Source organism: Natronoarchaeum philippinense (assembly GCF_900215575.1).
GTDB classification, from domain to species: domain Archaea; phylum Halobacteriota; class Halobacteria; order Halobacteriales; family Natronoarchaeaceae; genus Natronoarchaeum; species Natronoarchaeum philippinense.
In genome coordinates this window covers 753,126-776,244 of sequence record NZ_OBEJ01000002.1, presented here as the reverse complement: position 1 = coordinate 776,244, position 23,119 = coordinate 753,126, and the positions used below count along the sequence as shown (strand labels likewise).

The following is a 23,119-nucleotide window of genomic DNA, read 5'->3' as shown; positions in this document are numbered from 1 at the left end:
TCGCGCAGGCGTAGCTAATGACCGACGATGCCGAGATTCCCGAGGATCATCCCCGACACGACTCGCTGGTCACCCGCCACCGGATCGAGGACGGCGTCGAGATGGGAATCACGAGCCAACAGGGCCTGATCGCGCAGGGCCGGGGCGAGGCGTTCGATTACCTGCTCGGCGAGCGGACGATCCCGAGCGCGGACGACGCCGAGCGCGCCGCGGCGGCGGCTCTGCTCGCGGCCGAGCACCCCGTGTTGTCCGTCAACGGCAACGTCGCCGCGCTGGTCCCCGGCGAGTTGGTCACGCTGGCCGAGGCCACCGGCGCCGATCTGGAGGTGAACCTGTTCAACCGAACGGCAGAGCGAATGCAGGCGATCGCCGACCACCTACGCGAGCATGGCGCCGAGGAGGTGAAGGGGCTGGCTGCAGACGCCCAGATTCCGGGACTGAGCCACGAACGCGCGAAGGTCGACCGCGACGGCATCTACGAAGCCGATACTGTGCTCGTTCCCTTAGAGGACGGCGACCGCGCCGAAGCGCTCGGCGAGATGGACAAGACCGAGATCGTGATCGACCTCAACCCCCTCTCCCGGTCGGCGCAGGTGGCGACGATCCCGGTCGTCGACAACGCCGTTCGCGCGGTGCCGGGCATCACCGAGCACGCACGCGAACTCGCAGACGCGGACGAGGCGACGCTCCGGGAGATCGTCGACGAGTTCGACGCCGACGCCGCGCTGGCCGCCGCCGAAGACGCCATCCGCGACGGCGATCTGGACTGAGAGCGATAGGACCAGTTGTTGCGGTCGGACGCCCGCAGATATCGCATTTCATGTAGAGATGGAAACTATTAAGCAACTACATCTTGCCGATAGTTTTGTACTATGGACTTTCGAAAAAGGAAGACTGCGGGGCTTCCGATTCTTTCCGGTGCCGTCAACGGGGCGCTGGCATACGCCGCGGGGTTGGCCGGCACGTTCACCTTCATCGCGGTCTTCGGGCTGAAGCCGCTGTTCGAGTTCGTACTCACTCCGACCGGCATTCCGTTTGCGAGCAAGATCGGGTTCGCATTCTACGGCGGTCACTTCGTCCCGGCGCAGTTCGGCGACGGATCGACGGTGAACTTCGCGCTCGATGTCGCGGATTTCGGCATCCTCTACGTGCTTCTGGTGGTTGCGATTCTGGGAGCGACGGGGTACTATCTCGGATCGGGAGAGGACATTCGGACGCCAAGAGAAGGCGCGCTGTCGGGTGCAACGCTCGTCATCGGATACCTCCCGCTCGTCGCCATCGGGACGACCTTTTTCAAGTATCAGAGAGCGCCCGCTGGCACGGTTGGTCAGTCTCAGACGATCAGTCTGGAAGTCCCGCTCATCCGCGCGATCGTGATGGCCGGCATCGTCGTGCCGATCGTGCTGGGAGCGATCGGCGGTGCCGTCGCCGTTCGGACTGCCGAGTGATCGAACGCCGCTGGCTCGAAGCCCTTCCTGATAATGCTGCCGTCCGGGACCGTTCTCCGAGAGGCGGCGGTGTCCGACTCGCTGTGAATCGAACCGTAGCGACACCGCCGGCGCTGCTGCGCATCGACGATCGCGTCGCGGCGTGGCCGATACCGGAAAGGATTTTAATTACTTTGTAATATCACTAGGTGGTATGAGCGAATTCGATCAGTTCAGCGATGTCGGCGAGGCGGAAGTCACCCGTGCGATCGGCCAAGAGTGGTCCGAGGAGTTCATGGACTTCTCGGAAACGGAAGTCATCATCGTCGGTGGCGGCCCCTCCGGTCTGATGGCCGCGAAGGAACTCTCCGAGCGCGGCGTCCAGACGATGGTCGTCGAGAAGAACAACTACCTCGGCGGCGGCTTCTGGCTCGGCGGCTTCCTGATGAACAAGGTCACCGTCCGCGATCCGGCCCAGCAGGTGCTCGACGAGCTCGCCGTCGACTACAAGCAGTCCGAGGAAAGCGACGGCCTCTACGTCGCCAACGGTCCCGAGGCCTGTTCCGGGCTTATCAAGGCCGCCTGCGACGCCGGTGCGAAGATGCAGAACATGACGGAGTTCACCGACATCGTGATCCGCGAGGACCACCGCGTCGGCGGCATCGTCATGAACTGGACGCCGGTCCACGCGCTGCCCCGCGAGATCACCTGCGTCGACCCGATCGCCGTCGAGGCCGACCTCGTCATCGACGCGACGGGCCACGACGGGATGGCCGTCAAGAAACTCGACGAGCGGGGCGTGCTCGACGCGCCGGGCTTCGAGGAAGAAGCGAGCGGCATGGACAGCACCGACGACGACACCTACGGCGCGCCCGGCCACGACTCGCCCGGCCACGACTCGATGTGGGTCGGCGAGTCCGAGGACGCCGTCGTCGAGCACACCGGCCTCGCCCATGAGGGCCTCGTCGTCACCGGGATGGCGACCGCGACGACCTACGGTCTCCCGCGCATGGGCCCGACCTTCGGCGCCATGCTCGTCTCGGGCAAGCGCGCCGCACAGGTCGCACTGGACGAACTCGGCGTCGACGCCGACCCGGTCGACGAAACGGCGAGCAAGGCGACGCCTGCCGACGACTGAACCGGAAGACGCGTTCGGCCTCCACGCGTCGTCCTGCGTTTCAGGTCCCGTAGCCCCGTTCTCAGGTCCCGTAGCCCCCGTTTTTCACCGCGGATCGACGCCGACGCCCTCGGCGATGAGTTCGTGCGAGCGCAGCGCGTCCTCGTGGTCGGCGAGGACGTGCTGGATCATCACTTCGTCGACGCCGACGCGGTCTGCGAGTTGGTCGAGGAGGCCGGCCAGCGTCTCCGGGCTGCCCGAGATCGCGCGCGGCCACTCGTCGTCGTCGAGCGTCGCGGGCGTCGGCTCGGGGACGCCGCCGAGTTCGTCGATCGCCTCCTCGACGGTCGGCGTCGAGCCGACGACGCCGCGTTGCATGCGCTTGAACGACGCTTCGGCGACCGCCCGGCGCCGGGCGGCTTCCTCATCGGTCTCGGCGGCAACTGCATTCACCGCGACCATGCCAGCCGGCTCGTCGACGCCGCCAGCCAGCTCCGACGACTGGAACCGGTCGCGGTACTCCTCGAAGGCGTGGGTGGCGAACTGCGGACGGATGAACGCCGCGAAACAGAACGGCAGCCCGAGTTCGCCCGCGATGGCCGCGCTCGACGTGCTCGATCCGAGCACCCACGGCTCGGGCGGCTCGGCGCCGGAACGGGGGACCGACAGGTCGCTGTAGGGGTGTTCCTCGGGGAAATCGTCGTACAGATGATTGATGACCGATTCGACCTTCTCGGCGTGATCCTCGTCGGGATTCTCGACGTGGCGCTCGGTTCCCAGCGCGCGGTCCGAGGCCGGCGAGCCGTTCGCTCGCCCGAGTCCGGCGTCGATGCGTCCCGGCGCGAGACCGTCCAGCGCGCCGAACTGCTCTGCGACCTTGAACGGGCTGTAGTGGTTGAGCAGCACGGCACCAGATCCCAGTCGAATTTCGTCGGTCTCGGCCGCGAGGTTACCGAGCAGCACTTCGGGCGTCGTGCCGGCGAGCCGGCTGGCCATCCCGTGATGCTCGGCGACCCAGAATCGCGTGTAGCCGAGTCGCTCGGCCTGCTGGGCGGCTTCGACGGTGTTCTGGTACGCCTCGGTCGCGGTGCCGCCGTCGGGGACCGGAGAGAGGTCGACGACAGAAAGGTCCATACCGTCGGTGGGGTGCTGGGAGAAATAACGGTTGGGCTACGGGAAGCTCTGGCCACCGCCGACAGACCGGGCACAGCCGCGGCCACAGCGGCGTCAGGACGCCGCGGGCGGGGCAGCAGAGGAGAGAGTGGAAGCGGCGTCGCGCTGGAACCAGCCGCTGTCGGCCGCCGCGTCGACGTCGATACTGAGATCGCCCGCAGTGCCAGTGATCGTGGTCCCTTCGCGGAAGGCGTCGGGACCCATCACGACCGTGACGGTCCGGTCGCTCAGGTACTCGACGCGCGTGCGGTCGGCCCAGTCGTCGGTCCGCCGGTCGAGACTTCGCTCGAAGGCCGCGACGAACTCGTCGGCGTCGGTCGCGGTGTCCCACCGGAGCGCCCAGACGAAGGCGTCCGGGTCGCCGCCGTCGTGGTCGAACGAGATCGCCGAGTCGTTGCCCCAGCCGGCCGCCGCAGTCGCCGCGGCGTCGCCGTCCAGCGTCGCGCGGAGCGCGATGCGAGTGTAGAGTTCGCCTTTCTTGTCCCGACTCGTCGCAGTCCAGTCGCCGTCGCTCGTGTCGACCGCGATCGACATCGGCAGTTGCTCGCCCGCGCCCTCGCCGTGGAGCAACTCGGCCGTGTTGTACGCCGGGTTGTCGTAGACCGACTGCAGGTCGGCCGGTGAGTCGAGTCGCCGGTCGACGTACTCGGCGCCGAAGTAGTACGGCGCCACGAAGAACCGATCGCCGGCCGCGGCGCGCTCGTAGCTCCGGCGCATCTGCTCGGACTGCAGGGGCACGTCAGAGAGGTAGCGTTCGGTGTACACGTCGCCGACGTAGGTCGCCCCGCCCTCGATCAGGGCCGTCTGGGTCATCTGCTGGTCGGTCGAGCGCACCGGCTCGGTGAGCCACGGGGCGAACATCGAGTCGGCGTACTGGACCGCGTGTGCGTACTCGTGGGCGAGCACCTGCTCGACGACGACCGGCGGACCGCCGCCGGGTTCGACGTAGACGCCGAAGGGCGTCGTGACGCCGCGGGGGCCGCTTGCGTCCGAGGCGCTCGCGGCCGCCGACGCGTTCAGCGCCTGCTTGAACGTCGATCGGTCGGGAGCGAACGCCTGTCCAGCGGTGGCACCGGGAACGCCGACGGTCAGGGGCGGCTGTTCGGCGTCGGACGCCATCAGCGTCGTGACGCGCTCCCAGACGGGATCGGGATCGAACGAGAGCGAGCGCTCTGCGGTGTCGGGGTCGGGGTCGGACTCGGCAGCGTCAGAGCCGCTTGCGTCCGAATCGGATCCATCAGAGCCGCTGGCGTCCGAGTCGGCGCTCTCGTCCTGTGCGTCCGAGCCAGCCGACACGTCGGCGTCGGACGAGGCGGTGCCGGCTACGTCCGACTGTCCGACAGGGGCGGCCGGCGCGGAACAGCCCGCGAGCACGAGCGAGAGGACCGCAACCACGGCGAGTAGTCGTCGATCAGTCATGTCGTACAGCAAGGACGGTGGTGGAATAAAGCTGGTCATCGGTCCAACTGCCACCGACAACCGAAGGATCAGTCAGCTGTGACGGATCGGTCGATCCGATTGTCTGTAGAGTCTTAATCAATCCGACCGCCGGTCAGCCTGACGACGCCGAGTGCGTGCGTCTCGTGGGCCGTCGCGCCCGAACGCTCTCGTAGCGCGTCGCGGGCAGCCTCGACACGCTGATCGAGCGTCGCTTGCGGGTCCCGGTCGTAGCGAAGCCGCGTCGTCGGCGGCGTCGAGAGGACGACGAGGGCGCGAAACGCGGCGTTGACGATTGGCGCGGATCGGTGGTCGCTGCTGGCCGCGTCGACGAGCACGACGTTCCCGCCGGGACCGACCAAGTTGCACCAGTCATCGACCGCGGCGGCGGGGTCGTCGAGCATGCCGACGACGAACGTCGCCAGAACGCCGTCGATCGCTTGGAGGTTCGGCGAGGGATCGGCGGCGTCGGCCGCTTGGAGGTCCGACGCGGAATCAGCGGCGTCGATCGGCGGTTGGGTCGCGTCCCCGCGGACGACGTGGACGTTGTCGTACTCGGCGACGGACTTGCGCGCCCGATCGAGGACAGGACGCGTGAAGTCGATTCCGACGACGGTTCCTTCGGCGCCGACTTGCTCGCGGAGATACGGCAGGTTCGCGCCCGTTCCACAACCCATCTCGACGACGGTGTCGCCCCGGTCGAGTTCCAGCGCCGCGGCCGCCCGCTCGCGGAGCGACCCGATTCCGGGAGTGTACCGAGCGAGGGCGTCGTACAGCGCGGCCCATCGGCCGTAAAACGACTGAGCGGCGCCGCTGCCGCCGTTGGATGGGGGCATTGTCAGACTAGCGTTCTGATCGCTTCGACGACCGCCTCCACGTCCTCGCCGAGCACGTAGACGATCGGTTCGACGCCGAAGCCACCCGTTTGGTAGAGCACGGTCGGTTCGGGCGTCGCGTCGACAGCGTCCCCGACGGCGTCATCGACCTCGGCGTCGGCGTCGAACTCGACGGCGTCGTAGCCCGCCGCAGCGAGCGCTTCGACGATCTCGGGATCGTAGCGCAGGTTGACCGCCGCGCGGGCGTCGCTCCCCCCGTTCCGGGCGGCCAGCAGCACCGAGGCGACGTGCTCGCTGACGCCGAACTCGGGGTCGCCGGGGATCGTCGCCCGGCCCTTGACATCGAAGATTCGGCCGGGGACGCCGGCCACGTCGTCGACGCCGGCGGCGCCGGGCAAGCAAGCAACAAGGTTCGACCCGACGTTGGGAATGAGTCCGGCGAAGCCGCTGGTCGTCTCGATCTTGCGAAGCCCACGTCGGAGCGCCGTGAGGACGCGCTCGGCCGACCGGAGTTCGTTGTCCGGATCGTGGACGCTGATTGTCGCTTCGTGGTCGGCCAGTTCGGGGACGGCGTCCTCGTGGAGCTTGGCGAGCACGTCGCCGTCTTCGAGGCGCCGAACCAGCACCTCGGCTTCGACGAGTCCCTGCACGGGCCGCATATCGCCCGAGGCCAGCCCGTCGGCGATCTCCTCGACCAACTCGACGACGCGCTCGTCGGTGAGCAGTCGCTCGTTCCGGCTCACGTCGCCGTGGACGTACTTCGAGACGGCGCTCTGGCTGATCCCCAGTACGTCGGCCACTTCGTTCTGTGTCAGGCCCCGCTCCCGGAGTTCCTCGGCGAGCATCGACCGGAAGGTGGGCAGAAACTCGTCGACGACGATCTCCTCGATAAATCGCATTCTCTACTGACCGTTGGCGCTCGCCCGAAATAACTCTGCGGCTCCGTCGACGGATTCCGGATCCGAAACGGAGCACAGTTTCAGAGTCTGAAACTGTCGTTCGGGCATTAATGTGACGGCCCTTGTCTGTCGAATCGTGATGGCAGCGATCGACACTACCAATCTCACGAAGCAGTACGGCGACGTCGTCGCGGTCGACGGGATCGACCTCATCGTCGAGGAAGGCGAAGTGTTCGGCTTTCTCGGGCCCAACGGCGCCGGAAAGACGACCACCATCGACATGTTGCTCGATTTCATTCGCCCGACGACGGGCAGCGCGACGGTGCTTGGCTACGACGCCCAGACGGAGACCGACGCGGTACGCGATCGGGTCGGTATCCTGCCCGACGGCGCGGGGCTGTACGACCGCTCGACCGGGTATCGACACCTCGAATTTGCGATCGAGTCAAGCGGCGGCACCGAGACGCCCGACGAGCTACTCGATCGGGTCGGTCTGGACCGCGAGGACGCCGAGCGTCCCGTCGGCGACTACTCGAAGGGGATGACCCAGCGGATCACGATGGCGATGGCGCTTGCCGGGGACCCCGATCTGCTCGTACTCGACGAGCCCTCCAGCGGCCTCGATCCGATCGGCATCCGCGAGATGCAAGAACTCGTCCGCGAGGAGGCAGCGTCGGGGACGACGGTGTTTTTTTCCAGCCACATTCTCGGGCAGGTGTCGGCTGTCTGTGACCGCGTCGGCATCCTCGACGAGGGCGAACTCGTCACCGTCGACACGATTCAGGGGCTCCGCGAGGCCGCCGGCATCGGGTCGCGGTTGGTGCTCGAAGTCGGCGGCGACCCGACGGTCGACCTCTCGGGCGTCGACGGCGTCACCGGCGTCGACCGCGCAGACGGCTCCCTCGTCGTCTCGTACACCGACGCCAGCGCGAAGGCGGCCGCGATCCACCGGCTCGTCGACGCCGGCATCGAGGTGCTCGACTTCTCGACCGAGGAGGCGACCCTCGAAGACCTGTTCGAGGCCTATACTGGAACGGACGCCGCTGCAGTTCCGGACAGCGATACCGCGGCAGGGAGCGAAACCCCGCCGCAAGCAGCCGCGAACGTCGGAGGTGCGGGCGAATGAGCTGGCAACTCGTCGCACGAAAGGACTTCGAGGATACGATCCGCTCGAAGATGATCTGGTCGATCGTCGGCGTGTTCGTCCTGCTGATGGGGATCGTCGGCGTCGGCACGACCGCCGGCGGCTCGGGCGATCCGAGTGCAGTCGACGTGATCGGCCTGTTCGTCTCGCTGGCCGGCAACCTGCTGATCCCGGTCACGGCGCTGGTCGTGGGCTACATGGCAGTCGTCGGCGAGCGCCAATCCGGCAGCCTGCGCGTGCTCTTTGGCCTCGGACACAACAGGAAAGACGTCGTGGCCGGCAAGTACGTCAGCAGAGTCGCGGTGATGGTGCTCGTCTCGCTCGTCACCCTCGCCGTCGCTGGCGTCATGATCCTCGGGCTCGTCGGGTCGGTACCGGTCGAGACGTTCGGGCCGTTTCTCGTCCTGACCGTACTCTTGGCGATGGCCTTCACCGCGCTGGCAGTTGGAATCTCGTCGATGACCGACACCCGGATGCAGGCGATGGGCGGCGCGATCGGGAGCTACGTCGGCTTCTCGCTGCTGTGGCATCCCTTCGTCGCCGGCGTCCACTACCTAGTCGAAGGCGAACTCGCAGGGCTCGACGCGCCGAGTTGGTACTTCCTGCTGTTGCGGCTGGACCCGATGACGGCGTACCGCCAGTCGATCAGCATGCTGACCGAACAGTACCAGTGGCCCCTGATCGGCTGGACGAACATCGTCGAGGACATACCCCAAGAACAGCTTGCTCAGGAGAGTCTGCTGGTGTCGAACCGCGTCGCCGGTGAACTGCCGTTCTACCTGACCGAGTGGTTCGGCGCCGTGATCCTGCTGGCGTGGGTCGTTGTTCCAGCAGCTGTCGGCTACTGGCGGTTCGAGCGTGCCGACCTGAACTGAACGGCTAGGCTGGCTGCGGGGCTGAGATGCGGCGGTTGCGCGGCGACACGCCCTGCTGGTCCCCACCCGCCTTATTGGTCCCCGCCGAACTCCCGATCGCCGCCGATCTTCGACGCCTGCGGGCCGGACTGTTCCTGATACTTCGAGCCGCGCTCGGCGCCGTAGGGCCGGTCTGCGGGCGTCGAGAGTTCGGTGAACGTGAGCTGAGAGATCCGCATTCCCGGGGCGAGCGCAACGGGTGCGGCGCCCAGATTCGAGAGTTCGAGCGTGATCTGGCCCTTGTATCCGGGGTCGCACAGCCCCGCCGTGGCGTGGACGACGATCGCCAACCGGCCCAGCGAGGAGCGTCCCTCGACGTGGGCGATCAGGTCGTCTGGGATCTCGACGCGCTCTTTGGTCGTCCCGAGCACGAAGTCGCCGGGATGGAGGATGAACTCGTCGTCCTCGTCGACGACCGTCTCGGAGACGTACTCGTCGACCTCCTGACTGCTGTTGGGGTGGATACAGGGGATGTTCGTGCGCTGGAACTCCAGAAACTCGCGTCCGAGGCGCAGGTCGACGCTTGCGGGCTGGATCTGGATGTCCGGGTCGTCGAGCGGGTCGATCACCAGATCGCCCGCTTCGAGCCGTCGCAGGATGTCGGCGTCCGAGAGGATCATACCGGGTAGGAGCGCGCCGGGGGCTAAAATTCTCCCGACTCGCGGCGTCGAGATGCCTCACGACCCACGGCGTCGAAGTACTCGGCTGTCGAGGTGGGGTTCGGTGCCGAGACGCTCGGCTGTCGAGATCGGTCTTCGGCGTCGCGGCGCCGACGACGCCGCGGCGTCCGCGCTAACGTAGCGTCGGCCACTGCCAAGGCAACGTAGCGTCGGCCACCGCCAGGGCAACGTAGCGTCGGCTACCACCGGGACGAGGCATCGCTCGCGCACCCGCGGGCGCGATGAGCAATCATATAGGGATCGGGGCGGGAGTCTGGAGCATGAAACAGGCGATCGTCGCGCGGACGGACATCGACATGGGGAAGGGCAAACTCGCGGCGCAGGTGGCACACGCGTCGCTGTCGGCCTACGAAGACACGGGCGACCGGGATCGGCGGGAGTGGAAAGGCGAGGGACAAAAGAAGGTGGTGCTGAAGGAAGCGGGCGAGCAGGCGCTGTTTGAGTTGGCTGACGTGGCCGAGCGCAAGGGTGTTCCAAACGCCATCATCCGCGACGCGGGCCACACCCAACTCGATCCGGGGACGGTGACGGCGCTGGCGATCGGCCCGGCCAAGGACGAACTGGTCGACGAAGTGACCGGCGACCTCTCGCTGTACTGATGCGCGAGGCACACCCGATCGAACAGGCGGTAGGGATGGAGTGGTACGTCAGCGACGCCGACGGCACCGGCGGCCGCCTGCGCGCGTCCGACGAGGACTTCCGGGTGCGCGAGATCGAGCGCTTCGAGACCGAGCCGGTCGACGCCGCTGTCGGAGGCTACCCCCACGTCGTCCTCCGGGCGACGCTGCACGGCTGGGATACCAACGACTTCGCAGCGCGGCTCTCGGACGGGCTAGGGGTCAGTCGCGAGCGCGTCTCGTGGGCCGGCACGAAGGACAAGCACGCCGTGACGACGCAACTGTTCAGCGTCCGGGATATCGATCCCGACGACGTGCCCGAGATTCGGGGCGCCGACATCGAAGTGCTCGGTCGGTCGGGTAGAAGCATCGAGTTCGGCGACCTCGTCGGCAACGAGTTCGAGATCGTCGTGAGCGACGCCGACAGTCCGGAGCGGGCCGACGCCGTCGTCAGGGAATTGCGAGAGTTCGTCGGGAACGGTGGCAGTTCGAACGGGGCGCAGATCGGCGTCCCGAACTACTTCGGCCAGCAGCGCTTTGGCAGCCAGCGGCCGGTCACCCACGAGGTCGGCCTCCACGTCGTCCGCGAGGAGTGGGAGGAGGCGGTGCTCGCGTACGTCGGTAATCCGTCGGAATCCGAGCCGGAGGGGACACAGGAGGCGCGGGCGCTCGCCGACGACGCGGCGTCGGGCGACCGCGACTGGCAGCGAGTGCTGGAGGAGTTCCCACAGCGACTGCGCTACGAGCGCTCGATGCTGCACTCGCTCGTCGAGAGCGGGGGAACGGAGCCGGCCGATTTCCGTGAGGCCCTAGAGACAGTGCCGAGTAACCTCCAGCGGTTGTTCGTCCACGCCGCCCAGTCGTACGCGTTCAACAGAATTCTCTCGGAACGGCTGGCACGGGGGCTGCCGTTCGATCGCCCGATCGAGGGCGACGTGGCGTGTTTCTCGGACCGATCGGCCCCGGGCGAACTGGTGGTTCCAGACACCGATCGGCTCCAGCGCGTGACCGACGAGCGCGTCGAAACGATGGCGCGCCACTGCGAGCGCGGCCGCGCGTTCGTGACGGCGCCGCTGGTCGGGACCGAGACGGAACTGGCCGAGGGCGAGCAGGGCGAGATCGAGCGCGACGTGCTGGCCGATCTCGATCTCGAACCGGCGGACTTCGACCTGCCCGGCGAGTTCGATTCGACTGGGACCCGCCGAGCGGTCCTCGTCCGGACCGAGCTCGACGCCGCGGTCGAGGGCGACGACGTGAGCGTCGGCTTCGCGCTGCCGAAAGGGTCCTACGCGACGGTCGTGCTCCGGGAGTTTCTGAAGGCGGGTCCGTTGGAGATGGGCTGAACGAGCGATCGCCCGGATGTCTTTGCGAGTGGTTCGGCGCGGAGAAAGCACGCTGTTTTACCGATTGGGTGCCCACTCTCGGGATATGGAGTGTGGGCGTTGCGCGAGTTCGCTCGAACGGCCGGGAGACTACTGTCTGGTCTGTAACACCGGCAACGCCGACACGGTCGTGCTCGATCTGGACCGGGACCGATCGACGGTGACGATGCTCGATGGCGACGATGTGGTGGGGGAGACGACGGTGACGACGATGCCCGAAGAGGAGGGCGAGTCTGCCGTGATCGAGTTGCGGAACTACGCGGGCAAGATCGCCGACGAGATTCTGCGAAAGCGTCCCGACGAAGTGTACGCGACCGGCGACCGCGAGGTCTTGCGCGCGATTAGGAGCCAGTTGCACCACGAGTTCTACCGCGTCGCCGGCGACGACCCGGTCGAGACGGTGATCGAGCGCCGGGGCGAGCGCGCGCTCGAAGTCGTCGACCTGCCGCCCATGGAGAAGCTCGGCGGATCTCACACCACGCTGATCGGCGAGCGGGACGGCCGGAAGGCGATCCAAACCGTCGCGGAGCACCCACACGTCAAGAAGGTGATCCCGGGACCGATCGACGCCGGAGGGACGGGATCCCAGTCGGGACTGCGCGCGAAAGTCACGCGTGCAGACGGCAACGGTAACGTCCGATTGCTCCTACGAGATGGGTCGAGCGTGCAGGAAAACCGCATCGTGACGACCGCCCGTGACGTCGACGGCGGCCAACGAGTGCGCGAGGACCTCAACGAGGCGCTCGACGACGCCGAACTCTACTAAGGCGAACAGTTCGCCGGAACGTTCTCCGGAGTTACGAACGGGCGCCTGCGGACAATCTCCACACCACACTGTCGAGTGTTTCTGTAGCCGAGGGGAACTGTCGAACCACGGCTCCACCGCACCGATGGCTGGTTGAACCGACGGTCCCACCCCACTGTGTCGAGTGTAACGGAGATTGGGGGCACCCGGGTGAAAGACACAGAGTTCATGAGTGGAGCAGATGAGTGGAGCAGATGAGTGGAGCAGAGTGGTAGTGAGCAAACACGAATAGTCTCCCACCCCACCATGTCGCGTGTTCCGGAGATTCCCGAGGGAGGGGGTCAAAAGTGGAGTTGAGTAAAACCGAACGTTACTTAACCGACGTAACTGCTAGAAGCTAATCGGACATTCCACCGGCTACGCTCCACCAGCTACGGGCGCGACGATACCCGAGGTCGGATCCGTCGATCCAGATCAGTCGGCCCAGTTTCGTGCTCGGTACGACTCTCACTGCGAGGTGGTACCGAACGAACGGAGATGTCGGGGAACATGGAGATGTCGAGGAACACACGACGCGGTGGGGGCGTCACTGACCGATCATCGCTAGAGTTGATCGTCCCCGGAACCCATCCCGACGCAGTAACCGACCGCTCGTCTTCCAAGCTCACCCTGTACTGCTCGCCGAACACTCGACATGAGGGGGAGTCGGGGTATTTAAAATTTTACATCACGCGACGCACTCGACACGCCGGTTTTATGTAGGACGTGTTCTAGATAACGACCAATGCCGCTGTTCGATCGGGACACGACAATATTTCGTGACGAGGATGTCCTGCGCGAGGACTACCAGCCCGATTCGATCCAAGAGCGCGACGAGGAGCTCGACGCGTACAAGACTGCGCTCCAGCCCGTCGTCAACGGCGCCCAACCGCGGAATATCTTCCTTTATGGGAAGACTGGAGTCGGGAAGACGGTCGCTACGCGCTTTCTCCTCGATCATCTCCGTCGGGACGTCGAAGAGTACGACGATGTCGATCTATCGATCGTCTGGTTGAACTGCAACAACCTGACGAGTTCGTATCAGGTGGCCGCGAATCTGGTGAACGAACTCCGACCGCCCGGCGAGCAGATCAGCACCACGGGCTATCCCCAGCAGAAGATTTTCGACATGCTCTACGACGAGCTCGAACGGCTGGGCGGAACGGTGCTGATCGTCCTCGACGAGATCGACCACATCGGCGACGACGACGACCTACTGTACGAGCTGCCACGGGCACGTGCCAACGGGTACCTCTCAGCCGGCAAGCCCGGCATTATCGGCATCAGCAACGACTTCAGCTTCCGAAGTGGCCTTTCACCGAAGGTCAAGGACGCGCTGTGTGAGGAAGAGATTCACTTCTCGCCGTACGTCGCCAGCGAACTGGAGTCCATTCTCGACCAGCGGGCCGCCAAGGCATTACACGAAGACGTTCTCGCAGAGGGCGTCCTACCGCTGTGTGCCGCACTCGCGGCACAGGACACTGGCAGCGCGCGACAGGCGCTCGACCTACTGTACAAAGCGGGCGACCTCGCGCGTTCGCAGGACGTTACACAGGTCACCGAAAAGCACGTCCGGGACGCACAGCGTGCGCTCGAACGCGGACGGATCAAGCAGGGTATGGTCGAGCTGACCCAGCATGGGCATCTCTCATTGGTCGCCGTCCTGAGCCTTGCGCTCGAAGAAGAGACGCCCGCCCGCGTGCGCGAGATCTACCCACGTTATCGGTCGGCAGCCGAGTACGTTGGAACCAACCCACTCGTTCGTCGCCGAATGCACGACCATCTCTCCGATTTAGCGATGCAGGGTATCCTTCACCGGAACACCCGTAACGAGGGACGAGCCGGGGGGAAGTACTACGTGTACGACCTCGATGTCGCTGTCGAGATGGTCACGGACGTGGTCGACGACTTGGAAACGGTCGACCTTCCTCCGAACGTCGTGCGGCAGGCGGAACAGACCGATCTCACGGCACACTAGCCGGTCGGTTTTCGACGAGTGGATCGATTTTCGATGTCACAGTACCTCTCCGCGAGAACACTCGACATGGTGGGGTGGGAGACACTGTAACGCGCGACGACGCGGCATCGGAACGGAGCTCGTGACGGGGTGGTGCTATCTGATCCTCTACGTCGAAACAAAGAGACTGCAAATACGGTACAAACTGCTATATTCGGGTACCTTGGACCGAATCTCGGTCGCGGGTCTCTCGTCTACTGTCTCATAATATTCTCCTCAGAACGTCGCCCGAGTCAACTCTGCCCCCACCCCCCACGTCTTCTCGACGGAACACGCGACACGGTGGGGTGGGTGTCCCTCTAAATGGAATGAGTGTCCCTCCAAACACAGGGTCGTACGTACGCCATCACGCCCCCACGCAACTACACGAACAACACTCGACACGGTGGGGTGGGACTGGAAACTGCTGTGAAGTGACACGCACGTCCAGTGAACACGGGCGACGGATGGTGCCCCCGAAACTCCTCACATTTACAAGGGAGGCTCTAATTACATGTAATTAGAGATGGCCTCCAGATACGATGTCGTGCTCGCGGTGTTGCCGGTGCTCGCCGCGAGCGGACTCGTCATCGAGCAGTTTGCCGCCGTGCTCGAACGGCTCGTCGGCGTCGGCGGCGCCACCACTCAGTTGCCGCTAGTTATCCTCGGTGCGTTGGCTGCTGCGGGACTCGTCGGACACGAACTCACTATCGCACCTCCGACCGCCGACGACGTCTGGGGAACACCCACCGACGACTGACGATATCCACAGGTCTCGTCGCCGCGGAATCCCTTGCCTTTGTGCGTCGTGCCAACCGCGAGTTCCGCTGATCGCCACGACTCAAAGGGTTTATCTGTGCCGTAGAGCTATCACACGGTACTATGGCCGAAGGTAAGAACGGACGGACCGGGAGTGCGGGCCGCTTTGGCGCGCGCTACGGCCGCGTCGCCCGCAAGCGAATTTCGGAGATCGAAGACGACATGAACGCCGACCACACCTGTCCGGAGTGTGGCGGCGACACTATCGACCGCGCCGGCACGGGCATCTGGGCCTGCCGTCGCTGTGACCACAAGTTCGCCGGCGGCACCTACCGGCCGGAGACGCCCGGTGGAAAGAGCGTCGAGCGATCGATTCGCGCCGCCCTCGCAGAGGACGAGTAACGATGGCGTACAAGTGCTCGCGCTGTAAACGCGACGTCGAACTCGACGAGTACGGCGGCGTTCGTTGTCCCTACTGCGGGCACCGGGTACTCCTGAAAGAGCGGAGCCGCGACGTGAAGGAAGTCGGCGTCGAGTAGATGGACGCGCCCGTCCACCAGGCGACGTACGATTTCGACTACGATTCTGCGGAGGCCGCTGCTATCGTCGAGCGGAGCATCCGCCAAGAGATCGGCGAGATCGACGACGACCGCTCCAGCGTCGCTCTCGAACGAACCGGCCGAACGGTCCGCGTCGACGTAGCGGCGGCCGACCTGATTGCGCTCCGTGCGGCGACCAACACGTGGCTATCACTGGTCGGCGTCGCCGAGGAAACGTGCGACGTGGGCCGTACCCGTTCGCCGTCCTAACATCTGCATTTTGCTGTTCGACGCCGTAGCGTCGGCGTCGCACCGTTGCCGGATGCTAGCACCCGGCATCGCGGCTAGCACCCGGCATCGCGGCTAGCACCCGGCATCGCGGCTAGCACCCGGCATCGCGACGTGACCGGGCACTGATAGCCGACGAGCGCCCTGCCGAACTGTGTCGACGATAATGCAGGGGTTTTTCAGTCCGGACCACTACCTCAGAGGTATGCAGGGTAATCTGCCGCCGGAAGCACAAGAGAAACTCGAACAGCTTCAGGACCTTCAGGAGACGGCTCAGGAAGTCGCCGTCCAGAAGGAAGAAGCCGAAACACAACTCAGCGAGTCCCAGACGGCCCTCGACGAGCTCGAGGACATCGACGAGGACACCGTGATGTACCGCGAGGTCGGCGAACTGCTCGTCGAGACCGACTACGACGAGGCCGAGGACGACCTCGAGGAGACGGTCAACGACCTCGAGATCCGCGTCGAGACGCTCGACAAGCAGGAAGAGCGCGTTCAGGAGCAGTTCGAGGAGCTTCAGGAGGAGCTTCAGGAGATGCTCGGCGGTGGCGGCGGTGGCGGCCCGATGGGCGGCATGGGCCCCGGCGGCGCATAAGCGACCGATGCCATCCGACGAAGCAGTCGTTCAGGCGGCCGCGGAAGCGGCCGAAGGCGTGATTTTTGCACGCATGAAACGATCCGCGGTCGACGACTACGATGTCCGCGTCACGTTCGAGGACGGCATCCTCGAAGTCGACGTGTACGTCGAAGCGCCCGACGCGGACGCCGACGAAGACCGGATCGCCGACGACGCCGCGCTGGCCGCTCGCTCCGCCGTCGACGAGCTATTCGACGACGCGTGACGCCGCCGTCTCGGTGATGCCGTCATCGAGATGTCGTGGCGACGATCGTCTTTTTCGACACCTGCTCCGATGTGACCCTAGTCGGGACGCCCGCCGAGGCGGCCGTCAGGGCGATAGCCGCGCAGAAACGCCCGCCCCGTGAGCACCGCGCTCGCCGCAAACGCCATCACGAACGCCAGTGCGATGCCCGCAATGACAGCATTCCCGGCCCCGGCGGTCGCTGCAGCCGCGACCAGCCAGATCGTCGTGACTGCGATCAGCGTCAGTGCGCCGACGCAGATGCCCGTCGCGACCGCGATCCTCACGGCCCGCAGTCGCCGGCCGCCGCGCCGGAACCAGCCGCCGCCGTGGAGTCGCCAAGCGGCGATTTCGGTCGCGACCTGTACCGCTACCAGAAACGCGATCGCGTCGACGAGCAGCCAACCGGCGGGAGGAACAGAGAGGTTCGCGATCCCAAGAACGGCGTCGACGAGATGGACCGTCGCCAGAAACGCCGGGAGAGCGAACAGCAACAGCGATCCGATCCACACTGCGGCGACGACCGCAGTGCTTCGCTCGGACTCGGTCATAGAGTCAACTTCGGGAACGAGAAAAATAAAGATAGCGTCGACCGGTTTCGGTCCCGCTTGGCCGAACGCAGCCGAGCTTGCATCGACTGGATCCGAGCACGGCCGGCCCGCAGTTCTCAGCGGTTGCAGATATCGACGAAGTTCTCGAACAGCTCTTCGCCCTCTTCGGTGTGGGCGACTTCGGGATGCCACTGGACACCGTAGAGATCCCGGTCGGCGTTGCTCATTGCTTCGACGTCGCAGACGTCGCTCTGTCCGGTGAGCGTGAAGCCATCGGGGAGCTCTTTGACCTCGTCGGCGTGGCTCGCCCAGACTCGGGTTTCAGGGGCGAGCGAGCCAGTTAGCGGGTCGTCGTCGTCGAGCACGTCGACGGTTACGTCGGCGTAGCCGCCGTACTCGCCGCCGCCGACGCGTCCACCGAGCTCGTCGGCGATGATCTGCATGCCCAGACAGATGCCAAGCACCGGCACGTCCAAATCGAGATACTCGCCACAGCGGCCGATATCGTCGATATCCGGTCCGCCTGAGAGCACGAGTCCGTCGGCGTCGATCTCTTCCGGCGGCGTCTCGTTGTCGATAAGCTCCACGTCGACGCCCATATCCCGGAGCGCGCGCTGCTCCAGATGCGTGAACTGGCCGTGGTTGTCGACCACGTCGATCTTCGTCATTGCGGGTCCGTAGTTGCGGAGTCGTTAAAAGCCGTCCGGAAGGCGGTCAGCGGTGGTTGCCATCCGAAGCGCGGCTGACCGATCGGCGACGCCTCGACGACGCCGAAGTCAAATCGACCAACGACCGCTAGTTGGTCCGATCAACCAACGACCCGCCAGTTGTTGACCGTGCCAATACTGTTAACTCCCCGCACGCATACGGAGACGTATGCCGATCGATGCATTCGAGAAGTACGACCACCCGGCATGGCTCACTGCAGCCAGCACCGCGGTGGCCTACGGCGTTATCCTGCTGGTGATGTTCGCCGCACTGTTTCTCGTCCCCTACGCGCTGTTTGTCCTGCTGTAGTCGGGCACGCGCTGTCGTCAGGCCAAGCCGGCGTCCGTGATGTCAGCGGCGCGGCGTCGTCGCTCAGCTCTCTGCAACCTGATCCTCGACGATTTCCTGCTCGCCGTCGCGCCGGCCGCTACCGAGAACCGCGCCGAGGACCAGCAGTGGCGCACCGACAACAGCCGCGCTGAGGCCGACCGCCGTCGCATTGAGCGCCAACAAGATTGGAACTGCGCTACCGGTCACCGGCACCGCCGGCAACAGACCGAGGACAATTCCGGCAGTCGCTGTCGCTACCGCGAGTCGACGCCGTCCGCGGCCAGCAGCATACCCCGCCGGCAAGAGCGCGAAGATCGGTACGAGAACGAGGAGATTCGATAGCAGCCACGGCGTCAATCGGCCGGTCACCGCTGCGGCGGCGACGGTGCTCGCCGCGGCGACAAGGCCCCCGAGCGCTCCGATTACGACCGCGCTCCGGTAGCTCGTCCACTTTCGAACTATTCCACGCGACACAGCCACTCCGAGAGCCACGTACGTGATACCGACGCCGAGCATCGGGAGCAGTGACGGCCCGACGGGGCCGACCATCTCCAACCCCACCAACGCCACCACCGTGAGTCCGCCTACCGCAGCGAGGCTATCGCCGGGCGCGTTCCGTACCCGACGCACCAAGCCCACGTCCCAACGTCGTCGGTGTTCAGACGCATCTCCCCAACGGCGTCCCAGCGCAGCGAACACACTCGGACTCACCGCGACGATGACAGCAAAGAGCGCGACCGACGGTACAAGGAACCCCACCGCGTTGACCGCAATCGACGGTCCGGCCAGCGAACCGACGGCGAGCAGGCTCCACAGCCCCCCGAGCGCGGCGTCTCGTGGGACGAACGTGACGATCCCCTGCTCGTCGAGGTCGGTCAAGGTCATCCGACTGCCGTCGTCGGAGACCGTCGCGTCCGACACAGTTCGTCCGATCCGGTGTCCATCCGGTGCGACGACGACAAGCCGATCGGCGCCCAGTCCGTGCAGGTTCCGGTAGCCGTACGTACTGGTGAACTCGCCCGACCGGAGCGTCCCGCGAACCGACTGCTCGGCGAAGCCGCTCTCGCGGTAGCGCAACGTGAGAACGTTGGGCTGGCTGACAGTCGCATCGAGCAATTCGGCGTCACCCATCGCGCCGTCTGCGATCCGTGTGCGGTAGCTGGCGTTCGACCGCAACTGCTCGGTCCCCTCCGAGTCGTCGAGGTGATTTCGGACGGTCCACGTGGCAGTGCCGTTCTTGCCGACTCGTACTTCCGCCGTGCTCCGGTCGACTTCGATTGGATAGATGACGAACTCGCCATCGACGGCGACGCCGCGGTCTTCGACCCGCTCCTCGAAGCTCTCCCCGCAGGCGTCACAGAGCGGCTGCGGTGGCGGCGCTGCTCCGGCCGGTGCGACCACGGCGACGAGCGGGACGACGAACAGGGCACAGAGGGTGGTTTGGAGGAACGCTCGTGGGACCATATGCCGTCGTCACGCTGATACATCTTGTAGCTTGGCCGGCGCTGAACGAGCACGACAAATCGAATCCGCGATCCGCCCCGCGAAAATGGTGTGGACGACGCCGCTGACCTGATTCGGGAACCCGTGTTCCGCTTAGGCGAACGTCTTGGAGATGTCTTCGTCTTCGCTTTCCTTCTGGATCTTCCGCCACGCCTCCTCGAAGTCCTCCATCCGGATATCGGTGCGGTCGTCGCGGATGGCGAACATCCCCGCCTCGGTACAGATCGCTTTAACATCAGCGCCGCTCGCCTCGTCGGCCATGCGCGCCAGTTCCGCGAAGTCCACGTCGTCGGCGACGTTCATGTCGCGGGTGTGGATCTGGAAGATGATCTCGCGGCCGTCCGTGTCGGGCTTTGGCACCTCGATGAGGCGGTCGAACCGGCCGGGGCGAAGAATCGCCCGGTCGAGCATATCGAAGCGGTTGGTCGCCGCGATGATGCGGATCTCGCCGCGGTCCTCGAAGCCGTCCATCTCCGAGAGCAACTGCATCATCGTCCGCTGGACCTCGGCGTCGCCGGAGGTCTTGGACTCGGTGCGCTTGGCGGCGATGGCGTCGATCTCGTCGATGAAGATCACGGCGGGCTCGTGGTCGCGCGCAACTTGGAACAGGTCCCGAACCAGCTTCGCGCCCTCGCCGATGAACTTGTGGACGAGCTCCGAGCCGGCCATCTTGATGAAGGTGGCGTCGGTCTGGTTGGCGACGGCCTTGGCCAGCATCGTCTTGCCGGTGCCGGGCGGGCCGTACAGCAGGACGCCGCTGGGCGGCTGGATGCCGACCTCGTCGAAGGCACCGGGGTTCTTCAGCGGCATCTCGACGGTCTCGCGGACCTCGTTGATCTGCTCTTCGATGCCGCCGATGTCCTCGTAGGTGACTTCCGGCGACTCGTCGACCTGCATCACGCGGGCGCGAACGTCGGTCTCGTCCTCGAGGGACTTCACGACCGACAGCGAGTTGTTCACGGCGACGCGGTCGTCGGGTTCGAGGTCCGAGCGCATCTCCTCGGTAACCTCGGTGAGCGCCTCCTGATTGTTGCCGTGTTGCTTGATGATGACGCCCTCGTCGGTGAGTTCCTGAACGGTCGCCACGAACAGCGGGGACTGCTTGAGTTTCTTGTTCTCGTGGGTGAGCCGTTCGAGTTTCTGCTGGTACTTGTTGTTCTCCGCGTTCGCGTCCAGCAGTTTGTCGCGCATCTCTTCGTTCTGGGACTCCAGAACTTCGAGACGCTCGCGGAGAGCCTCTATTTTCTCCTGCTGTGACGTGTCCTCCTCGTCGTAGGGGAGGTCGACGTCGTCCACAGTATCGGTCATCACACGGGCTTAGGGCGTTGGTTCATAAGAGGCTTCGGGTAGGGTCGATATACCGTACCGGCTTCAACAGGCCTCGAAACGACGATTTCTGCGATATCTCGTGCCAGTGGATAACCTGAGGTTATATCTTGGAATGGGTAATATTATTAGTCTGTATCCGCTACTCCGGCATACGATGGGTGCATCAGAGACAGCGCGACTGGATACCGAAGATGGCGATGCGACTTGGGACGACGTTCGTGATCTCCCTCCGAGCGCCAAGCTCGTAGCGAAAGTTCTGGAGTACAACGACACGCTCACCCAGAGCCAACTCGCCGAGGAGACGCTGTTGCCGCCCCGAACCGTCCGATACGCACTGAATCGACTCGAAGAAGAAGATGTCGTCGACTCCCGGTTTTCTTTCTCGGACGCTCGAAAGCGACTCTACACGCTGGCGATCGAGTGATCCGTGCGTCGCAGTCGCTCTCTAGCCGATATAGCGCAAATCTCTCTTACTGAGTCCACGAGAACGACGAGCTAGTGAGAACTCACTACAACTTGTGTGAGAACACACTCTACCCGTGCGCGACCCGTCAGGAACGGTCAGCGGTATCAGACCGGTCGTCACTGGTCCGAAAGGCGTCATGCTGGTCCGAAATATCGTCCAGCGTTGCGGCGCAGTCGGACTGGCGGCACCGGTCTGCGTCGTCACCTGATTCCCGAGACTGCGACGTGACCTCGCGTTCGATACCGTCGAAAAGATCGTCTATCGGCGTCGCGTCGTCCACTCGTTCCGGGTCGGCGGCGGCTGCCCCGAGCATCGGCGTCGAGTCGCTATTCGGCTCAATGATGTCGGTGGTCGGAACGCCGGGCGGCCAGACATCCGACAGGTCGGAGAGCAACGTCTCAACATTCCCGCTCGTCGCCGTCCGTTCCGAGGCACTCGTATCGGCGTTTCCGTCAGCCGGGTCGACATCGTCGAACGACTCGGCCGAACGCTCGATACGCTCGGCGAGTTGCGCGAACGATACGTCCGACGACCGCGGTGACTGCTTGTCGGTGTCGTCGGCCCCGTCCAGCGCCCAGTCGGGAGTCGGCACGTCGCCGTCGCCCTCTGGGACGTACGCCGAGGGCTGGTTGTCGGCGAGCAGTTGCCGGTTGCCGAACTGCACCGTCTCGCCGTACCGGGAGCGCAGTTTATCGAGTGCTGCCGTCTCACCGAGAGCGTACTGCCAGCGATCCGCCGGGCCAGCCAACAACACCAGTTCGACGCCCGTCCCGTCGAGCAGATCGCGGTTCACCGCGGCGAGCAACACCGGATAGTTGTCCCGGCCAAGCGGTGTCTCCGGATACGTCACCGTCGTCCGAAACTCGGTGCCGTCGGCGTCTTCGAGCAGTATCCGACGAGTGTCGTCGTCGCGCCACTCGACGGTCACGCGACAGTCAAAGGGTGCAAACAGCGAATCGAGATGCACCTCCGGCGCGTTCGCCCAGTATCGGGCCGGTGCGTCGACGCCGCGCGCCGAGGCCAGCAGCGTGCCGCGGACGAACGCGATCGGGTTCGGAAAAGTACAGGGGTGGCTCCGAGCCGCACGGACGAGGCCGTCCACCGTCCCCACGTCGGCGTCGTCGAGCACTTCGTGGCACGCGACGGCGTCGCCGACTGTCAGGGCGAACGCCTCGAAGACGTTGCCACACCAGTGGGTCACGTCGTCGGTCGACCGGAGCCGCGGATGGGAAGCCACTGTGGGGGATTCTCATGCCTATCTGTCTTAATTATTTCGGGATCAAACTGCAAATCACTGGCTCGAATCGAATGGACAGCCCGTCGACAGCGCCGGCCGGCGCTGTGACAGGACAACCCAGCCCGCACGTCGGTGGTCCACTT

27 protein-coding genes are annotated in these 23,119 nt (G+C 65.2%); 17 read left to right on the top strand and 10 right to left on the bottom strand.

What is annotated here, in order from left to right; translation table 11 throughout:
- Positions 1-17: 17 nt before the first annotated feature.
- The 3 genes from CRO01_RS10800 to CRO01_RS10790 all read left to right on the top strand — a co-directional run bounded on the left by CRO01_RS10800 (position 18) and on the right by CRO01_RS10790 (position 2,565).
- The gene (locus CRO01_RS10800; protein WP_097009128.1) at positions 18-770 is read left to right on the top strand and encodes a 4-phosphopantoate--beta-alanine ligase; all 753 of its coding nucleotides are present in this window, start codon (positions 18-20) and stop codon (positions 768-770) included.
- 102 nt (positions 771-872) lie between these two features.
- Positions 873-1,448, top strand: coding sequence for a hypothetical protein (locus tag CRO01_RS10795; RefSeq protein ID WP_097009127.1), 576 nt, complete (start codon positions 873-875; stop codon positions 1,446-1,448).
- A 193-nt stretch (positions 1,449-1,641) separates the two neighbouring features.
- Entirely contained in the window at positions 1,642-2,565 is a 924-nt protein-coding gene (locus CRO01_RS10790; protein ID WP_097009126.1) for a sulfide-dependent adenosine diphosphate thiazole synthase, read from the top strand.
- A gap of 84 nt (positions 2,566-2,649) precedes the next feature.
- Here the strand turns inward: CRO01_RS10790 and CRO01_RS10785 are convergent, their stop codons facing one another.
- The 4 genes from CRO01_RS10785 to CRO01_RS10770 all read right to left on the bottom strand — a co-directional run bounded on the left by CRO01_RS10785 (position 2,650) and on the right by CRO01_RS10770 (position 6,889).
- Positions 2,650-3,678, bottom strand: coding sequence for an LLM class flavin-dependent oxidoreductase (locus tag CRO01_RS10785; RefSeq protein WP_097009125.1), 1,029 nt, complete (start codon positions 3,676-3,678; stop codon positions 2,650-2,652).
- Between the two features lie 93 nt (positions 3,679-3,771).
- On the bottom strand, positions 3,772-5,136 hold the full coding sequence (locus CRO01_RS10780; RefSeq protein ID WP_097009124.1) for a hypothetical protein: 1,365 nt from the start codon (positions 5,134-5,136) through the stop codon (positions 3,772-3,774).
- Positions 5,137-5,249: 113 nt separating this feature from the next.
- Complete coding sequence (locus CRO01_RS10775; RefSeq protein WP_097009123.1) at positions 5,250-5,990, bottom strand: class I SAM-dependent methyltransferase; 741 nt, start codon at positions 5,988-5,990, stop codon at positions 5,250-5,252.
- Between the two features lie 2 nt (positions 5,991-5,992).
- Positions 5,993-6,889, bottom strand: a complete 897-nt coding sequence (locus CRO01_RS10770; protein ID WP_097009122.1) for a thiamine-phosphate synthase family protein — start codon at positions 6,887-6,889, stop codon at positions 5,993-5,995.
- Between the two features lie 139 nt (positions 6,890-7,028).
- Here CRO01_RS10770 and CRO01_RS10765 point away from each other — a divergent pair, with 139 nt between their 5' ends.
- Both CRO01_RS10765 and CRO01_RS10760 read left to right on the top strand, forming a co-directional pair.
- Positions 7,029-8,015 (top strand): ABC transporter ATP-binding protein, encoded by a 987-nt coding sequence (locus CRO01_RS10765; RefSeq protein WP_179747461.1) that lies wholly within the window; start codon positions 7,029-7,031, stop codon positions 8,013-8,015.
- Positions 8,012-8,908 carry an ABC transporter permease subunit gene (locus CRO01_RS10760; protein WP_097009121.1) on the top strand — a complete coding sequence of 299 codons (897 nt, stop codon included), beginning with the start codon at positions 8,012-8,014 and terminating at the stop codon, positions 8,906-8,908. The genes CRO01_RS10765 and CRO01_RS10760 overlap by 4 nt, the downstream gene beginning before the upstream one ends.
- A gap of 71 nt (positions 8,909-8,979) precedes the next feature.
- On the opposite strand, the gene dcd is transcribed toward CRO01_RS10760, so the two are convergent.
- Positions 8,980-9,567 carry a dCTP deaminase gene (dcd, locus tag CRO01_RS10755; RefSeq protein WP_097009120.1) on the bottom strand — a complete coding sequence of 196 codons (588 nt, stop codon included), beginning with the start codon at positions 9,565-9,567 and terminating at the stop codon, positions 8,980-8,982.
- A gap of 320 nt (positions 9,568-9,887) precedes the next feature.
- Here dcd and pth2 point away from each other — a divergent pair, with 320 nt between their 5' ends.
- The 10 genes from pth2 to CRO01_RS10705 all read left to right on the top strand — a co-directional run bounded on the left by pth2 (position 9,888) and on the right by CRO01_RS10705 (position 16,834).
- On the top strand, positions 9,888-10,226 hold the full coding sequence (pth2, locus tag CRO01_RS10750) for a peptidyl-tRNA hydrolase Pth2 (protein ID WP_097009119.1): 339 nt from the start codon (positions 9,888-9,890) through the stop codon (positions 10,224-10,226).
- Positions 10,226-11,587: a tRNA pseudouridine(13) synthase TruD gene (gene truD, locus CRO01_RS10745; RefSeq protein WP_097009118.1), complete on the top strand. Its 1,362-nt coding sequence runs from the start codon at positions 10,226-10,228 to the stop codon at positions 11,585-11,587. The genes pth2 and truD overlap by 1 nt, the downstream gene beginning before the upstream one ends.
- 85 nt (positions 11,588-11,672) lie before the next feature.
- On the top strand, positions 11,673-12,392 hold the full coding sequence (locus CRO01_RS10740) for a DUF2103 domain-containing protein (RefSeq protein WP_097009117.1): 720 nt from the start codon (positions 11,673-11,675) through the stop codon (positions 12,390-12,392).
- Positions 12,393-13,155: 763 nt separating this feature from the next.
- A complete protein-coding gene (locus CRO01_RS10735; RefSeq protein WP_097009116.1) occupies positions 13,156-14,388 on the top strand; it encodes an orc1/cdc6 family replication initiation protein in 1,233 nt (410 codons plus the stop codon).
- A 544-nt stretch (positions 14,389-14,932) separates the two neighbouring features.
- Complete coding sequence (locus CRO01_RS10730; protein ID WP_097009115.1) at positions 14,933-15,166, top strand: hypothetical protein; 234 nt, start codon at positions 14,933-14,935, stop codon at positions 15,164-15,166.
- Positions 15,167-15,288: 122 nt separating this feature from the next.
- Positions 15,289-15,567 (top strand): 50S ribosomal protein L37ae, encoded by a 279-nt coding sequence (locus CRO01_RS10725; RefSeq protein WP_097009114.1) that lies wholly within the window; start codon positions 15,289-15,291, stop codon positions 15,565-15,567.
- 2 nt (positions 15,568-15,569) lie between these two features.
- Positions 15,570-15,704, top strand: a complete 135-nt coding sequence (locus CRO01_RS10720; protein ID WP_097009113.1) for a DNA-directed RNA polymerase subunit P — start codon at positions 15,570-15,572, stop codon at positions 15,702-15,704.
- Positions 15,705-15,974: a KEOPS complex subunit Pcc1 gene (locus CRO01_RS10715; protein ID WP_097009112.1), complete on the top strand. Its 270-nt coding sequence runs from the start codon at positions 15,705-15,707 to the stop codon at positions 15,972-15,974.
- Positions 15,975-16,197: 223 nt separating this feature from the next.
- Positions 16,198-16,587, top strand: coding sequence for a prefoldin subunit beta (locus CRO01_RS10710; RefSeq protein WP_097009111.1), 390 nt, complete (start codon positions 16,198-16,200; stop codon positions 16,585-16,587).
- Between the two features lie 7 nt (positions 16,588-16,594).
- Entirely contained in the window at positions 16,595-16,834 is a 240-nt protein-coding gene (locus tag CRO01_RS10705; protein WP_097009110.1) for a DUF3194 domain-containing protein, read from the top strand.
- Between the two features lie 77 nt (positions 16,835-16,911).
- Here CRO01_RS10705 and CRO01_RS10700 read toward each other — a convergent pair whose 3' ends face one another.
- Together CRO01_RS10700 and CRO01_RS10695 are read right to left on the bottom strand one after the other, a co-directional pair.
- The gene (locus tag CRO01_RS10700) at positions 16,912-17,403 is read right to left on the bottom strand and encodes a hypothetical protein (RefSeq protein WP_097009109.1); all 492 of its coding nucleotides are present in this window, start codon (positions 17,401-17,403) and stop codon (positions 16,912-16,914) included.
- 116 nt (positions 17,404-17,519) lie between these two features.
- Positions 17,520-18,071, bottom strand: coding sequence for a GMP synthase subunit A (locus tag CRO01_RS10695; RefSeq protein WP_097009108.1), 552 nt, complete (start codon positions 18,069-18,071; stop codon positions 17,520-17,522).
- A gap of 208 nt (positions 18,072-18,279) precedes the next feature.
- On the opposite strand from CRO01_RS10695, the gene CRO01_RS16660 reads away from it, so the two are divergent.
- Positions 18,280-18,420: a hypothetical protein gene (locus tag CRO01_RS16660; protein ID WP_179747460.1), complete on the top strand. Its 141-nt coding sequence runs from the start codon at positions 18,280-18,282 to the stop codon at positions 18,418-18,420.
- Between the two features lie 63 nt (positions 18,421-18,483).
- On the opposite strand, the gene CRO01_RS10690 is transcribed toward CRO01_RS16660, so the two are convergent.
- Both CRO01_RS10690 and pan1 read right to left on the bottom strand, forming a co-directional pair.
- A complete protein-coding gene (locus CRO01_RS10690) occupies positions 18,484-19,905 on the bottom strand; it encodes a hypothetical protein (protein WP_179747459.1) in 1,422 nt (473 codons plus the stop codon).
- A gap of 132 nt (positions 19,906-20,037) precedes the next feature.
- Complete coding sequence (pan1, locus tag CRO01_RS10685; protein WP_097009107.1) at positions 20,038-21,252, bottom strand: proteasome-activating nucleotidase Pan1; 1,215 nt, start codon at positions 21,250-21,252, stop codon at positions 20,038-20,040.
- A 175-nt stretch (positions 21,253-21,427) separates the two neighbouring features.
- Here pan1 and CRO01_RS10680 point away from each other — a divergent pair, with 175 nt between their 5' ends.
- Positions 21,428-21,697, top strand: a complete 270-nt coding sequence (locus CRO01_RS10680; protein ID WP_097009106.1) for a MarR family transcriptional regulator — start codon at positions 21,428-21,430, stop codon at positions 21,695-21,697.
- Positions 21,698-21,824: 127 nt separating this feature from the next.
- Here the strand turns inward: CRO01_RS10680 and CRO01_RS10675 are convergent, their stop codons facing one another.
- Positions 21,825-22,976, bottom strand: coding sequence for a hypothetical protein (locus CRO01_RS10675; RefSeq protein ID WP_097009105.1), 1,152 nt, complete (start codon positions 22,974-22,976; stop codon positions 21,825-21,827).
- Positions 22,977-23,119 lie beyond the last annotated feature (143 nt).

Excerpts from the sequence above, each read along its gene's own strand:
- CRO01_RS10800 (WP_097009128.1), top strand. The coding sequence starts at position 18 with ATGACCGACGATGCCGAGATTCCCGAGGATCATCCCCGACACGACTCG.
- CRO01_RS10795 (WP_097009127.1), top strand. The coding sequence starts at position 873 with ATGGACTTTCGAAAAAGGAAGACTGCGGGGCTTCCGATTCTTTCCGGT.
- CRO01_RS10790 (WP_097009126.1), top strand. The coding sequence starts at position 1,642 with ATGAGCGAATTCGATCAGTTCAGCGATGTCGGCGAGGCGGAAGTCACC.
- CRO01_RS10785 (WP_097009125.1), bottom strand. The coding sequence starts at position 3,678 with ATGGACCTTTCTGTCGTCGACCTCTCTCCGGTCCCCGACGGCGGCACC.
- CRO01_RS10780 (WP_097009124.1), bottom strand. The coding sequence starts at position 5,136 with ATGACTGATCGACGACTACTCGCCGTGGTTGCGGTCCTCTCGCTCGTG.
- CRO01_RS10775 (WP_097009123.1), bottom strand. The coding sequence starts at position 5,990 with ATGCCCCCATCCAACGGCGGCAGCGGCGCCGCTCAGTCGTTTTACGGC.
- CRO01_RS10770 (WP_097009122.1), bottom strand. The coding sequence starts at position 6,889 with ATGCGATTTATCGAGGAGATCGTCGTCGACGAGTTTCTGCCCACCTTC.
- CRO01_RS10765 (WP_179747461.1), top strand. The coding sequence starts at position 7,029 with ATGGCAGCGATCGACACTACCAATCTCACGAAGCAGTACGGCGACGTC.
- CRO01_RS10760 (WP_097009121.1), top strand. The coding sequence starts at position 8,012 with ATGAGCTGGCAACTCGTCGCACGAAAGGACTTCGAGGATACGATCCGC.
- dcd (WP_097009120.1), bottom strand. The coding sequence starts at position 9,567 with ATGATCCTCTCGGACGCCGACATCCTGCGACGGCTCGAAGCGGGCGAT.
- pth2 (WP_097009119.1), top strand. The coding sequence starts at position 9,888 with ATGAAACAGGCGATCGTCGCGCGGACGGACATCGACATGGGGAAGGGC.
- truD (WP_097009118.1), top strand. The coding sequence starts at position 10,226 with ATGCGCGAGGCACACCCGATCGAACAGGCGGTAGGGATGGAGTGGTAC.
- CRO01_RS10740 (WP_097009117.1), top strand. The coding sequence starts at position 11,673 with ATGGAGTGTGGGCGTTGCGCGAGTTCGCTCGAACGGCCGGGAGACTAC.
- CRO01_RS10735 (WP_097009116.1), top strand. The coding sequence starts at position 13,156 with ATGCCGCTGTTCGATCGGGACACGACAATATTTCGTGACGAGGATGTC.
- CRO01_RS10730 (WP_097009115.1), top strand. The coding sequence starts at position 14,933 with ATGGCCTCCAGATACGATGTCGTGCTCGCGGTGTTGCCGGTGCTCGCC.
- CRO01_RS10725 (WP_097009114.1), top strand. The coding sequence starts at position 15,289 with ATGGCCGAAGGTAAGAACGGACGGACCGGGAGTGCGGGCCGCTTTGGC.
- CRO01_RS10720 (WP_097009113.1), top strand. The coding sequence starts at position 15,570 with ATGGCGTACAAGTGCTCGCGCTGTAAACGCGACGTCGAACTCGACGAG.
- CRO01_RS10715 (WP_097009112.1), top strand. The coding sequence starts at position 15,705 with ATGGACGCGCCCGTCCACCAGGCGACGTACGATTTCGACTACGATTCT.
- CRO01_RS10710 (WP_097009111.1), top strand. The coding sequence starts at position 16,198 with ATGCAGGGTAATCTGCCGCCGGAAGCACAAGAGAAACTCGAACAGCTT.
- CRO01_RS10705 (WP_097009110.1), top strand. The coding sequence starts at position 16,595 with ATGCCATCCGACGAAGCAGTCGTTCAGGCGGCCGCGGAAGCGGCCGAA.
- CRO01_RS10700 (WP_097009109.1), bottom strand. The coding sequence starts at position 17,403 with ATGACCGAGTCCGAGCGAAGCACTGCGGTCGTCGCCGCAGTGTGGATC.
- CRO01_RS10695 (WP_097009108.1), bottom strand. The coding sequence starts at position 18,071 with ATGACGAAGATCGACGTGGTCGACAACCACGGCCAGTTCACGCATCTG.
- CRO01_RS16660 (WP_179747460.1), top strand. The coding sequence starts at position 18,280 with ATGCCGATCGATGCATTCGAGAAGTACGACCACCCGGCATGGCTCACT.
- CRO01_RS10690 (WP_179747459.1), bottom strand. The coding sequence starts at position 19,905 with ATGGTCCCACGAGCGTTCCTCCAAACCACCCTCTGTGCCCTGTTCGTC.
- pan1 (WP_097009107.1), bottom strand. The coding sequence starts at position 21,252 with ATGACCGATACTGTGGACGACGTCGACCTCCCCTACGACGAGGAGGAC.
- CRO01_RS10680 (WP_097009106.1), top strand. The coding sequence starts at position 21,428 with ATGGGTGCATCAGAGACAGCGCGACTGGATACCGAAGATGGCGATGCG.